This window comes from Cupriavidus sp. SS-3 (assembly GCF_035818815.1).
Classification (GTDB): Bacteria; Pseudomonadota; Gammaproteobacteria; order Burkholderiales; family Burkholderiaceae; genus Cupriavidus; species Cupriavidus taiwanensis_C.
Window position 1 is genome coordinate 36568 of the sequence record NZ_JAYLVT010000022.1, and the last position, 12793, is coordinate 49360.

The following is a 12793-nucleotide window of genomic DNA, read 5'->3' on the forward strand; positions in this document are numbered from 1 at the left end:
TACAGCCATGAAGTCCCAACATCCACTCGTTCGCCTCCTGCTTGTCGCCGCCTGCGCCAGCGCCGCCACGGGGGCCAGTGCCGAGGAGATCGGCAGCGTCAGCACCAATTTCCGCATGACCGGCTCCGACAAGGTCGTGATCGAAGCCTATGACGACCCGCAGGTGGACGGCGTCACCTGCTACGTGTCGCGCGCCCGCACCGGCGGCATCAAGGGCCAGCTCGGCATGGCCGAAGACCCGCCCGAGGCCTCGATCGCCTGCCGGCAGGTGGGGCCGATCGGCTTCAAGGCGCCGATCAAGCAGCAGGACAATGTGTTCTCCGAGCGCATGTCGATCCTGTTCAAGGCGCTGCACGTGGTGCGCGCGGTCGACCGCAAGCGCAATACGCTGGTCTACCTGACGTATTCGGACCGCATCGTCAGCGGCAGCCCGCAGAACAGCGTGACCGCCGTGCCGGTTCCGGCCGGCACGGTGATTCCGGTGAAATAAGCGCACCGGCGCTGGCCCGTCATCAACGGGCCAGCGCCGCGGTCTCCGCCTGGCAATCGCGCGATGGCCGCGCACCCGCGGCGCGTGCGGCAGCCACCTCACTGCGTGCCCGTTCGAGGTCGGCACGGAAGGTGGGATCGGCATGCAGCCGTGCCACCGTGGCCGCCGCCATGGTGCGGCCAGCGTTGACATCGCTCTGCCAGTGCACGTTGCAGACCACGCGGCTTTGCCCGAAGGCCTGGCCGCGCGCCAGCAGCTCATTGGCGCGCGCCGGCTCGATCTCGGTCAGGATCAGCGCCCAGGCCCAGCCGATGGCGCTGTGGCCGGACGGGTAGGAACCATCCTTCTCCAGCTTGGCGGCTTCGGCCTGCGTGCACATCGGGGTCTTGGTGGCCACGAACGGGCGGGTGCGCTTGTAATGATCCTTGGCCTTGTACGTGGACAGGCCGGCATCGACCAGGCTGCGGCGCAGCAGCATGTTCAGGTAAGGCGTGTCCTTCTCGCCGACGGGCACGCCCAGCGCGCATGAAAAGGTGCTGGCGGCCTGCGGGAACGTCAGCACGGCATCGTCGGACGCCAGTTGCCAGCGTGGCGAACCGCGCAGCGGACCGGCCTGGCGCGCGGCGTCCTCGTCCAGCGCCAGCGCGGCCGAACCCTGCGCCGGCGGCGCGGGCAGCAGCTTCAGGCTGTCGGGACGCGCATCGGCGGCGAGGTAGCCGGCCGGAACGCCGGGCCGCAGCTCCGGCACGGCGGCCAGGTTGGTGCCACCGGCGGCGCAGCCGGCCAGCAGCGCGGCGAGCGCTGCCGCGCCCAGCATCCGCATGGGGTGGAAGAGGGAGGAATCCGGCTTGGCTTGGTCCGTCAATTTGTTTTTCCTGGTGAGGAATCGGATCGATGCGGTCGCGCTGCCCTGGCTTAAGCGGCGGCGTCGAACAGCTTGCGCAGGTTCGATTTCATGATCTTGCCATTGGCATTGCGTGGCAGCATCTCGTGGTAAATCAGGATACGCACCGGCACTTTGAACGCTGCCAGCCGCGCGCGCACGAAATCCTGCAGCTCGGCTTCGCTCGCCTGCATGCCCGGCTTCAGGCTGACCACGGCGGCCGGCTCCTCGCCCAGGGTCCGGTGCGGCAGCCCGACCACCGACGCATCCATGACCGCGGGATGCTCGTACAGCGCGCTTTCCACTTCGATGCAGTAGATGTTCTCGCCGCCGCGGATCAGCATGTCCTTCATCCGGTCGACGATGTAGACGTAGCCCTCATCATCCAGCCGGGCAATGTCGCCGGTGCGCAGCCAGCCGTCGACAAAGGTCTGGGCGGTGGCCTCGGGCTTGTTCCAGTAGCCGCGCACGACATTGGCGCCGCGCGCCATCAGCTCGCCGGTTTCGCCGGGCGGCAGCGCCTGGCCGCGGCCGTCCACCACCTTCATCTCGCCGATCGGCAACGCCGGGCCGCTGCTGTCCGGGCGCATCACGTACTCTTCGGCACTGTGGCTGGTGAAGGTCGACGAGGTTTCTGTCATGCCCCAGCCTATGCCCGGCGCGGCCATGGGGAAGACCTCGCGGATACGCCGGACCAGCTCGGGCGAAGCGGGCGCGCCGCCGTAGTTGATGTTCTCCAGCGACGACAGGTCGAAGCGGCCGCGCTCGGGATGCTCGAGGATCTGCCAGGCGATAGTGGGGACGCCGCCGGCCGCGGTGCAGCGCTCGCGCTCGATCAGTTCCATGCCGCGCAGCGCGTCCCAGCGGTGCAGCAGCACGATCTTGCCGCCGGTGGCGATGGCGCCGTTGAGCACCGCCATGCAGCCGGTGACGTGGAAGAACGGCACCGCCAGCAGCATCGATTTCTGCGGCGCGGCCGGATCCGGCGCCGGGATCGGCTCGCCCCGGCGCAGCAGGTTGCGCAGCGGACTGAAGCCGCCGGCCACCGCCACCGAGGTGGAATTGCGATGCGTGCCGAGCGCGCCCTTCGGCTTGCCGGTGGTGCCCGAGGTGTAGAAGATGGTGGCGTCGTCGTCGGGGTCGATGTCGACCGCGGGCGGCGTCTGCTCCGGCAGAGTCGCCCAGTTCGCCGAAGGGCCGATCACGCTTTCCAGCGCCGTCACGCGCGGCTCGGCCGGCGCAGTGCCCGCGCGCGAGACGTAGATGCGTTCCAGCGCCGGGCAACCCGGCAGGTGTTCGAGGATACGGTCGAGCCGCTCGGCATCGACGATGGCAATGCGGCTGCCGGAATCGGCCAGGCCATATTCCAGCTCCTGGCCGGTCCACCACGCATTGAGCGGGGTCACGATGGCGCCGGTCAGCAGCGCGCCGTAGAACGCCACCGGCCATTCGGGCAGGTTGCGCATGGCCAGCGCCACGCGGTCGCCCTTGCGCACGCCGTCGCGCACCAGCGTGTGGGCCATGGCGATGGCGGCGCGCAGGAACGCATCGTAGGAGACGCGCTCGTCCTCGTACACCACGAAGGTGCGTTCGGCAAACGCGCGCGTGGCCAGCAGCAGCTCGCGCAGCGTGGGCGGCGCGTTCTTCCAGACCGTGGTGGGGATCCCGCGGATCACGCGGGTTTCGGTTTCGAATGGCGCGCCCGGCGCGGTCAGGCGGGCGTGAGCCTCGGCCAGCGACATGACCGGCCAGGTGCCGGCCGACTGCGGATTGCTCGACATGGACTGCCTCCCGGAACTGCACTGCAGGTTGGGGGAAATGCAGGAAAGCGGCCAGCGCAATCAGCGCCAGCCGCCTGGCAACGCTCGTGTCTGAGGCTCAGATGGTCACGCCGCCGTCCACCACCATGGCCTGGCCGGTCATGAAGGTGCTGGCCGCGGAGGCCAGGAACACGGCCGCGCCGGCGATCTCGATGGGCTCGCCGATGCGGCGCAGCGGGGCGCCCTGGGTGGACTGCTTGTAGCGCTCGGGATCTTCCCACAGCGCGCGCGCGAAGTCGGTCTTGATCAGCCCCGGCGCGATGCAGTTCACGCGCACGTTGTGCGGCCCGAACTCGACCGCGAGGTTGCGCGCCAGCTGGAAGTCGGCGGCCTTGGAAATGTTGTAAACCCCGATGGTGGGCGAGCCGCGCAGGCCACCGATCGACGACACGATGATGATCGAGCCATCCTTGCGGTCGATCATCTGCGGCGCCACCATCTGGATCAGCCAGTGGTTGGAGATGACGTTGTTGTCCAGCACCTTGCGGAACTGGTCGTCGGTGACGCCGCTCATCGGCCCGTAGTACGGGTTGGAGGCGGCATTGCAGACCAGCACGTCGATCTTGCCGAAGGCGCGGTTGGTCTCGTCGACCAGGCGCTGCAGGTCGTCCTTCGAAGAGATGTTGGCCGGGACTGCGATCGCGGTGCCGGCGCCATGGCGGGCGTTGATGGCATCCACCACTTCCTGGCAGGCCTCGGCCTTGCGCGAGGAAATCACGACCTTGGCGCCCTGTACGGCCATCTGCTCGGCGATGGCGCGGCCGATGCCGCGCGAAGAGCCCGTGACGATGGCAACCTTGCCCGTCAGATCGAACAATGACATGGAGTCTCCTGTATGGCTGCGCCGGCGTCAGCGATGCTGGCCGGCTTGTGCTGGCGGCGGGGTGCCGCGCTGTGGTCCTGCGGACGCGCCCGCAGGCAGCATCGCCGGGACATTATGTGGCGCGGCCATGGCCGCGTCCACAGCGCCGGGTGGCGGTTACAGGCCTTATCAGCATTCTTTCTGCCGGCAATGCGCGCGGTGCATGGAGCCCGATGCTGCAGTGCGCAGCCGCTGCGATTCAGCCCCCGGCGGATGCCGTCGCAGGCGCCAGCAAGCCAGGCAGCGCCGCCATCAGGCCCTGGTGCAGCGCGTCGTCCAGCACGATGCCGAAGCGCTCGGACAGGGTTTGCACCACGGCGTCGGCATGCTGCAGGTGAACGCGGCGCACGCTGCCGTCCGGGGCGCGCTCGGCCAGTTCGCCGTTGGCCAGCGTCACGCGCGTGCCGCCATCGGTGCGCGCGGCCATCAGGCGCTGCAGGAAGACGCTGTCCGGGTGCGTCGAGACATACCAGTTGCGTGCCTCGAAATCGATCGGCGCCTGCGGCGTCAGGTCGAACCGGTAGACCGGGATCCAGCCCGCATCGCCGCGTGCCTGCAGGTCGTAGCTGTGGAATGCGCTGGTGCCGGCTTGCGCCGGCGAGGGCGCAAGCCGGTAGGGAAAGCCATCGTCGGCCGGTTCGGACAGCGGCATCGCACGGAACGGCGTGGGGCCGCCGAAGCCCACATCGACCAGATAGCTGCGATGGGCTACCTCCACCCGCAGCAGCATGTGCGAGGTCATGGTCGGCACGTCGTCCGGCACGCCCCAGCGCACGCGCGCGGCCAGCGGCGTGACCTCGTAGCCCAGCGCACCCAGCCCGGCGCTGAGCAGCGTATTGAGTTCAAAGCAGTAGCCGCCGCGCCGGCGCGTGACCAGCTTGTCGAATACGGCGTCGAGGTCGATGCGCACCGGGCGGCGCAGCAGCGGGTCGACGTTCTCGAACGGAATGCTGGCCAGGTGCGCGGCCAGCACCGCGTCCAGCGCTTGCAGCGTCGGCGAGGGTGGCGCGGCGATGCCGAGGCGCGCCAGCCAGGCGTCCAGTTGGGCGGCGTTCAGGATAGTCATGGTGTATGGGGCTCCGGTACGGTGCGGTCAGTTGAGCGTTTCCAGCGCGGGCAGGTCGAGCAGTTCGATGCCGCCATATTGAAGGCGCAGCAGGCCGTGCGCCTCCAGTTCGCGCAGCGCGTGGTTCACGGTCTGGCGCGACAGGCCCAGCATCTGCGCCAGCTGTTCTTGCGCAATGCGCACGCGCCGCGTGGCACTGCCGTCCGGCAGGTTGCCGTAGCCATGCGCGATTGCCGCCAGCCGGCGCGCGACGCGTGCCGGCGGCGGCAGCAGTTGCGCTTCCTCGACGTAGTGGAAGGCCTCGCGGGTCTTGGCCGCCAGCAGTTGCCCGAATGCCTGCCACCATGCCGGCTGCTGCGCCAGACGCTGCGCCAGGGCGGCGCGCGGCACATGCCACAGCGTGGCGACGGAGGCCGCGCGCGCGTCATGGGTGCGCGGCAGGCCATCGAACAGGCAGATCTCGCCGAACCAGGTGCCGGGTTCGAGCAGGCCCAGCACCGCGGCCTTGCCCGATTCCCCGCTGGCATGGATCTGCATGGTGCCGCTGGCGACACAATACAGGCCATCGAAGCGGTCGCCGCGCGCAAACAGGGTCTCGCCGGCGACCAGCCGGCGCAGGCTGCCGTCGTCCAGCAGCGCCTGCCGCAGCGCCGGCGGCAACTGGCTGAACCACGCGCCCGCGCGCACCGCGGCGAGCGGGTCGCTGCATGGCAACATCGGACTCGACATTGTGTCTGGAGGCTGCATCTTGAAGTCGTTTGGGGCGAGCAGAGCGGGGTGTGGCGGGCGCGCCAGCCGCATGCCGGTCTCCATGTCCGGGCACCTGGCGGAATGTCAAAAACCTGACAGACCGGCCGGTGCGCGCCCATTACTATAAATCCACCTCGCGCCCGCCGCGCGCGCACCACAGCGCAGTCCAGGAGACGCCCCGTGAAAACCCTGATCGAACATCTCGCCAACTACGCCGCCTACCATCGCGATCCGCGCAACGTCTTCACGCATTTCATCGGCATCCCGATGATCGTGCTGGCCGTGACCACGCTGCTGGCGCGGCCGGCGCTGGCACTGGGCGATGGCAGCGCCGTGCTGACGCCGGCCATGCTGCTGTATATCCTGTCGTGCCTGTTTTACCTGCGCCTGTCGCTGGCCTTCGGCGTGGCCATGGCGCTGATCCTCGCGGTGTTCCTCTACGCTGGCGCGCATATCGCCGCGATGCCGACGAGCTGGTGGCTCGCCCTCGGCGTCGGCCTGTTCGTGGTAGGTTGGATGATCCAGTTCATCGGCCACTATTACGAAGGGCGCAAGCCGGCCTTCGTCGACGACCTGGTCGGGCTGCTGATCGGCCCGCTGTTCCTGGTTGCCGAGACGGCCTTTGCGCTGGGCCTGGCGCGCGATACGCGCGATGCCATGGCCGCCCGCTCGCACTGATCAGGCTTGCCCCGCCGGCAGCCGCAGACGACCGTGCCAGCGCGGGGATTCATTCGCACCGGGCCGCACTGCAGTTCCGGCGCGGGCATGCCGACCCCGATGACGTCGCCGGTGTACTGGCGCGAGACCGTCTCGAGGGTGCGCGACAACGGCAGGATTTCGCCGGACTGCTGCTGAACGGAACGCTCCACGCGAACGCGAACGGTAGCGTGCAGACGCGCGCGCGGCATTGCGTGCGAGGCTACGCGCCGCGGCCGCGCACGCCAAAACGGGGGGACGTAGGCCGCTTTCGCGCTTGCACTGAGGCAAAGCCGCGACAAAACCCGGGGTTTTCGGCGGGTTTTGCGTGTCGCATGCATGAAAACCCCTTGACTTACGGCACTTTCCGCTATGATTCAGTGGGCGTCGATCAGGCGATTGCGCAACGCTCAGTAGCAATGCATAACACCTGCCGGCATCCATCTGTTCAACTTACGAATATCGATATGGCGACCAAAGCGAAACCGACCGCGAAGACTGCAACCAAGCCCGCCGCCAAGAAGGCTGCGGCAACCAAGGCACCCGTGAAGGCTGCCGCCAAGAAGGCCACGCCGGCCAAGAAGGCCGCTCCCGCCGCTGCGCCCGTTGCGCGCCCGCTGAAGGACACCTTCAACAAGTCGAGCCTGGTCGCTCACCTGGTAGCCCAGACGGAACTGGAAGCCAAGACCGTGAAGACGGTGCTGGCCCACCTGGAAAACACCATCGTCGGCGCGCTGAACAAGAAGGGCGCTGGCGAGTTCACGCTGCCCGGCCTGCTGAAGGTCACGGCGCAGCAAGTGCCGGCCAAGAAGAAGCGCTTCGGCAAGGACCCGTTCACCGGTGAAGAGCGCTGGTTCCCGGCCAAGCCGGCCAGCGTCAAGGTCAAGGTCCGTCCGCTGAAGAAGCTGAAGGACGCCGCAGCCTGATCTGCGCCAGTTGTCCAGAAAGAAAAGGAGCCGCTTGCCGGCTCCTTTTTTTATGGGTGCCGGGACCAATCCGGCAGCGTTTAATCCAGGTCAAATCGGTGGCCATGTCCGCCACCTAGAATCCACTACGTCATGGGTGCGGGGGCGCTCCCCATGACAGAGCTTCCGGAGTCTTCCTGAAGCTTCCGCCCGCGGCCGCAACGGCCGCGGGTTTTTTATTGGGCGGCCGCCCGACGGCGCGGCGGATCAGGCCACCAATTGCTTGGCGTAGGTGGCGCGCGCCATCTCGCAGACTTCCACTGACACCTGCACGTTCTGGCCGGTGCCGCCGCCCGAGCGCACGGCCTCGGCAATCACATCGCAGACGGCCTGCGCCAGGGCCTGGCGCACGGCGGTATCGCGCCCGTCCAGGATCGACAGGCGCGCATGGACAAAGGCCCGCTCGACGGCATCGATGCCCTGGCGGTAGGTCGACAGCGTGATGCAGCGCGACTTGATATCCGCCTCCTGGAACTGGCCGGAAGCCAGCAGGGCGGCATTGGCCTCATCCAGCAGTTCTTCCTGCGAGCAGTTCAGGCGGGTGTTTTCGGTCAGTTCGATGACGAGGTGAGGCATGGCGAGTCCTGGCACAAAGCTCCGGCATGGGGCCGGCGACAGCGAGCATGATACGGGATCACTGCGACAGGTATGCGCCAGAGCGCCGAAGCCGGGCCGTTGATATGGTCCATTCCGGATCGCCGGACGCAAAACGGGGCGCCCGTGGGCGCCCCGGCGGGGACTGCATGGCAGCGTCGGCTCAGGCGTGGACGGCCGTCACTTCGCGCGCCGGTGCCAGCGCGCTGCCGAAGCGGGCAGGGTTGTCCCGTGCCAACTGCTGCAGTTGCGCCAGCTTGGCCTTGAGACCGGCATCGAGCTTGGGCGTCGGCATGACCGTCGACGGACAGGCGACGCCCAGGATATCCAGCGCCTGGCGGAAATTTTCCAGGGTCAGGCCCACGGCGGGGTCGACCGTGACCAGCTGCTCGCGCAGCGCCTCGGGCATCGACTCGGCCGGGGCACAGGACAGGATCACGTAATGGACCGGGCGAGCGCCCTGGGCGAAAAACGCTTCGATCTCGGCACCGTGGCCGCCCGCGACCGGCGGCGTCATGGCTTCGACCTGCAGGTCCAGCTGCTGCAGGATGGCGGCGGGGGTGCCCCGGCGCCATGCATCGGAGACCACCACACGGGCGCCCGCCACGCCGAACAGCCTGCGCACGAAGCCGAGCGCGACCGGGTCGAAGAACCTGACGTCGCGCGGCGTGCCCGAATCCGGAATGCCGCCGAGGCGGGCGCGGGAGCGGTCGGAGTACAGGACGCCGGGTACGTCCAGCATGATGAGTCGTTCAGCCATGGTTTCCTGTGCGGGTGCCAGTTCAGTTGGTGTGAAGCAAGGTTACTCGCCGCAACCGGGCTGTCACGTTACCGGGGCTGGTTCAGATGCAACATATCTGTAACTTCGTCGCGGAAGACGTAAATGCCGGTTACGTCGTCATGACAAATGTTTCGACCCGACACATCTTTGCCGCGATTGCCCGGTCACGGCTGCTGGAACCGAAAGCGCGCCACGTCGCTGGCCAGCGCCGCGGCCTGCTGGTCGAGCCGCGCCGCCTGGCCCGCCAGTTCATCGACCAGCGCAGCATTCTGCCGGGCCGTCTGGCGCAGTTGCGCCGCCGCCTGCCCGGCGCCCTGCACGCTGTCGGCCTGCTCGTCCGCGAGCGCGCGCAAGCCCTCGGCCAGCGCATGGCTGTGGCCCACCGTGGCGGCAATGCGTTCCATCGCCGCCACCACGCTGCCGCTCAGGCTGGCGCCTTGCTGGATCTCGTGCGTGGCATTGCCGACAATGCCGCCGATCTCGCGCGCCGCATCGGCGCTGCGCTGTGCCAGCGCGCGCACTTCCTGCGCCACCACCGCAAAGCCGCGGCCCGCCGGGCCCGCACGCGCCGCTTCCACGGCGGCGTTCAGCGCCAGGATATTGGTCTGGAACGCGATGCTTTCGATCACGCCGACAATCTCGGCAATATGGCGCGAATGGCCGTGCAGGGCTTCCATGGCGCCGCGCATGCGCTGCACCACGGCCGCGCCGTCGTCGGTGGCGGCGCGGGCGGCGCTGGCCATCTCGCTCGATTCGGTGGCCTGCGCATGCGCGGCGGCGACGTGTGCCGCCAGCGCCTGCATGCTGTCGGTAGTGGCGTCGAGCGCGCTGGCCTGCTGCTCGGTGCGTGCCGACAGGGCCTGGTTGCCAGCCGCGATCTGCTGGCTGGCCGCGGTGATCTCGTGGGCGCTGGCCTGGATCCGCGCCAGCACGCCGGCCAGCTGGTCGCGCATGCTGGCCACATGGTGCAGCATGCTGCTGTGGTCCGCCGGGCGCAGCGCGATCGGGGCGGTCAGGTCGCCGGCGGCAATGCGGCGGGCGATGTCGGCGGCATCGCGCGGCTCGCCGCCCAGTTCGGCGCGCAGGCTGCGCGCGGCAATCCACGCCAGCGCGACGGCCGCGAGCAGGCTGGCGCCGAGCAGGGTCGCCATCCAGGCCTGCGCGCGCAGCTGGCTGGCGGCGACGCTGGCAACGGTGGCGGCGGCCTGCTGCTCTTGCTGGCGGCGTACGGCCTCGACCTGGCTGCTGAGCCGCTGCAGCTGCCCGGTGACGAAATGGCCGTCGACCGAGACCGCGCTGTCGAACTGCAGCGGATCCAGCGGCTGCTTGCGCAGCAACGCCACGTACGCCTGGGCCAGCTCGCTGGCGCGCTGGCGTTCGCGCAGCAGTGGCGCCGCCTGGGCGGGGGCAGCCCGCTGCACGCCGGCCAGTGCCGCATCGAGCTGCGACAGCGCCGCCGCGATCTCGTCGGCGGCGCCGTCGCGCTCGGTGCTGCTGGTGGCCATGGTCAGCGCCAGCTGGGCTCGCCCGAGCCCGGCCAGTGCCGATTGCGCCCGCTCCGCCGAGATCGCGCCGTGCATGTCGTGCTGGTACAGGGTATCGGTGCGCGCCTTGATCGAGACCAGGTTGGCGATGCCGGTCAGGCCGACCGCGGCGCCGAACAGGTAGACCAGGGCAAAGGCGGCGCACAGGCGCGCCACCAGAGGCAGGCGGCCCAGCCGCGCCAGCCAGCGCGCGTGGGCAACTGCCCGACGCTGGCCGGGCAGGGAAGTCTTGGAAACTTGCAACACGGAGATGACTCCAGACGGGCGCGCCGGCGTGACCAGCCTGTGCAGCCCGGGCTTGACCCGATTCGCCGCTGGTGCCGTCCTCTGCATGGGACAGTCGCCGCGGCGCACGGATCGTCGTCGATCAACGTGACGTCAACGTGACATTCTTCCAATTTGGACTGTCATCGTGCTGTCATGTGGATGTCATGCAATGTGGGCCGCGCTGCGCCCTGACCGCTGCCGCACCATCCCCGCTTGCTTCCTATGAATGGCCTGACTGTCGCCACGTCCCAGCACGATCCCACGCCCGACGCTGTCAGCGTTGTCCCGGGCGGGTCCGCGCTTGCGCCGGCGCGTCTGCCGCCGCTGCACGCCGTGTTCCAGCCCATCGTGCAGGCGGACAGCGGCGCCATCCTCGGCTATGAAGCGCTGATCCGCGGGCCCGTGGGCTCGCCGTGGGCGGCACCGGACGCGCTGTTCCGGCTGGCGCAGGGCGTTCCCGCCACCATCGCGCTGGAGGTCGAAGCGGCGCGCACCGCGCTGGTCGCCTGGCGCGGCTTCGAGCTGCCCGGCAAGCTCTTCCTCAATTTCAGCCCGCAGACCTTGCGCCACCTGCTGGCGGACCGGGGGCGGCTGATGGCGGCGCTGCTGGAAGCCGGCATCGCACCGTCGCGGCTGGTGATCGAGGTCACCGAACAGACCCCGATCGGCGACGCCGCCAGCTTTGGCGTGGCCATGTCGGTGCTGCGCGAACTCGGCATGCAGTACGCGCTCGACGATTTCGGCACCGGGCACGCCAACCTGGACTTGCTTGCCCACCTGTCGCCGCACTTCGTCAAGATCGACAAGTCGCTGGTGCGCGGCATCGCGTCGTGCTCGCGCCGGCTGGAGATCTTGCGCGCGCTGCTGCGCATGATGAGTGCCTTTGGCGGGCGCGTGATCGCCGAAGGCATTGAAGACGAAGATGAACTCGCCGTGGTGCGCGACCTGGGCGTGACCGGCGCCCAGGGCTATTACGTGGGACGGCCGGTGGCGCAACCGGCGGCGCAGGCAGCGCTGCATGTACGGCAGGCGCTGGCGTCGCGCCGCATTGCCGTGTTTCCGCAGATGGTGCGCTCGGGCTGGTCCGGCATCACCGCCGGACGGCTGCTGCGGCCGGCGCCGACGGTATCGCCGTCGGCCAGCAACGATGCGGTACTGCGTGCCTTCCAGGACCAGCCCGAGCTGCAGGCGGTGGCGGTGGTCAATGACGAGGGGCGGCCGCTGGCCATCATCGGCCGCCAGGCCTTTATCGACCGCTACGCGGCGCCGTTCCACCGCGAACTCTATGGCAAGAAGGCCTGCATCGCCATGGCCAACCGCGATCCGGCCTGCTTCGACCAGCGCGCCAGCCTGGAGGACATGGCGCAGATCCTGTCCGGCGAGAACACGCGCTCGCTCGCCGACGGTTTCGTGATCACCGACCAGGGCCGCTATATCGGGCTGGGCACCGGCGCCGACCTGATCCGGGCTATCACCGAGGTGCGCATGGAAGCGGCGCGCTACGCCAATCCGCTGACCTTCCTGCCGGGCAATATCCCGCTGAACCAGCATATCGAGCGCCTGATCGAGGCCGCCAGTGAGTTCCATGCCTGCTATGTCGACCTGAACCACTTCAAGCCGTTCAACGACAAATACGGCTACTGGAAAGGCGACGAGATGCTCAAGGGCGCGGCCGCGATCCTGGCCGAGGCTTGCGACCCGGCCCGCGACTTCCTGGGCCACGTGGGCGGCGACGATTTCCTGGTGCTATACCAGAGCGCCGACTGGGCCGAGCGCATGCGGGCCGCGATCCTGCGCTTCAACGATGCCGCGCGCGCCATGTATGCGCCGCCCGACCGCGCCGCCGGCGGCATGCATGGCGAAGACCGGCATGGGCGGCCGGTGTTCTTTCCTCCGGTATCGATGGCGGTGGGGGTGGTATGCGTCAGCGGCGAGGGCGTCGCCGGCTTGCAGCGCCTGGGCAGCCAGCAGATCGGCGCCGCGGCGGCAGCGGCCAAGCGCGAGGCCAAGCGCTCTGCCGACGGCATGGCCGTGCTCGACTTCCTGGCGCTGTCGGCGACGCTGCCGGCGTAGCG

Annotated in this window: 12 protein-coding genes; 4 read left to right on the plus strand and 8 right to left on the minus strand. The window is 69.0% G+C overall.

Annotated features, from left to right (window positions below; all coding sequences use genetic code 11):
* The first annotated feature begins 7 nt into the window (after window positions 1-7).
* The gene (locus U9J39_RS25405) at window positions 8-490 is read left to right on the plus strand and encodes a CreA family protein (protein WP_116314785.1); all 483 of its coding nucleotides are present in this window, start codon (window positions 8-10) and stop codon (window positions 488-490) included.
* 22 nt (window positions 491-512) lie between these two features.
* On the opposite strand, the gene U9J39_RS25410 is transcribed toward U9J39_RS25405, so the two are convergent.
* The 5 genes from U9J39_RS25410 to U9J39_RS25430 all read right to left on the minus strand — a co-directional run bounded on the left by U9J39_RS25410 (window position 513) and on the right by U9J39_RS25430 (window position 5850).
* A complete protein-coding gene (locus U9J39_RS25410; protein WP_368666737.1) occupies window positions 513-1355 on the minus strand; it encodes a phosphatase PAP2 family protein in 843 nt (280 codons plus the stop codon).
* A 50-nt stretch (window positions 1356-1405) separates the two neighbouring features.
* Entirely contained in the window at window positions 1406-3154 is a 1749-nt protein-coding gene (locus U9J39_RS25415) for a class I adenylate-forming enzyme family protein (RefSeq protein ID WP_116314368.1), read from the minus strand.
* A 97-nt stretch (window positions 3155-3251) separates the two neighbouring features.
* Window positions 3252-4016 carry an SDR family oxidoreductase gene (locus U9J39_RS25420; RefSeq protein WP_116314369.1) on the minus strand — a complete coding sequence of 255 codons (765 nt, stop codon included), beginning with the start codon at window positions 4014-4016 and terminating at the stop codon, window positions 3252-3254.
* Between the two features lie 238 nt (window positions 4017-4254).
* On the minus strand, window positions 4255-5121 hold the full coding sequence (locus tag U9J39_RS25425; protein ID WP_116314370.1) for an arylamine N-acetyltransferase family protein: 867 nt from the start codon (window positions 5119-5121) through the stop codon (window positions 4255-4257).
* Window positions 5122-5148: 27 nt separating this feature from the next.
* A complete protein-coding gene (locus U9J39_RS25430; protein ID WP_439897370.1) occupies window positions 5149-5850 on the minus strand; it encodes a Crp/Fnr family transcriptional regulator in 702 nt (233 codons plus the stop codon).
* 201 nt (window positions 5851-6051) lie between these two features.
* On the opposite strand from U9J39_RS25430, the gene U9J39_RS25435 reads away from it, so the two are divergent.
* Both U9J39_RS25435 and U9J39_RS25440 read left to right on the plus strand, forming a co-directional pair.
* Complete coding sequence (locus U9J39_RS25435) at window positions 6052-6549, plus strand: Mpo1 family 2-hydroxy fatty acid dioxygenase (protein WP_116314371.1); 498 nt, start codon at window positions 6052-6054, stop codon at window positions 6547-6549.
* 485 nt (window positions 6550-7034) lie between these two features.
* Window positions 7035-7493 (plus strand): HU family DNA-binding protein, encoded by a 459-nt coding sequence (locus U9J39_RS25440; protein ID WP_026163989.1) that lies wholly within the window; start codon window positions 7035-7037, stop codon window positions 7491-7493.
* A 246-nt stretch (window positions 7494-7739) separates the two neighbouring features.
* Here U9J39_RS25440 and U9J39_RS25445 read toward each other — a convergent pair whose 3' ends face one another.
* From U9J39_RS25445 to U9J39_RS25455, 3 genes are all read right to left on the minus strand, one after another.
* Window positions 7740-8108: a 5-carboxymethyl-2-hydroxymuconate Delta-isomerase gene (locus tag U9J39_RS25445; protein WP_026163988.1), complete on the minus strand. Its 369-nt coding sequence runs from the start codon at window positions 8106-8108 to the stop codon at window positions 7740-7742.
* Between the two features lie 181 nt (window positions 8109-8289).
* Window positions 8290-8886, minus strand: a complete 597-nt coding sequence (locus U9J39_RS25450) for an HAD domain-containing protein (protein ID WP_115713327.1) — start codon at window positions 8884-8886, stop codon at window positions 8290-8292.
* A gap of 185 nt (window positions 8887-9071) precedes the next feature.
* Window positions 9072-10697, minus strand: a complete 1626-nt coding sequence (locus tag U9J39_RS25455; protein ID WP_116314373.1) for a methyl-accepting chemotaxis protein — start codon at window positions 10695-10697, stop codon at window positions 9072-9074.
* A 243-nt stretch (window positions 10698-10940) separates the two neighbouring features.
* On the opposite strand from U9J39_RS25455, the gene U9J39_RS25460 reads away from it, so the two are divergent.
* The gene (locus U9J39_RS25460; RefSeq protein WP_116314374.1) at window positions 10941-12791 is read left to right on the plus strand and encodes an EAL domain-containing protein; all 1851 of its coding nucleotides are present in this window, start codon (window positions 10941-10943) and stop codon (window positions 12789-12791) included.
* Window positions 12792-12793 lie beyond the last annotated feature (2 nt).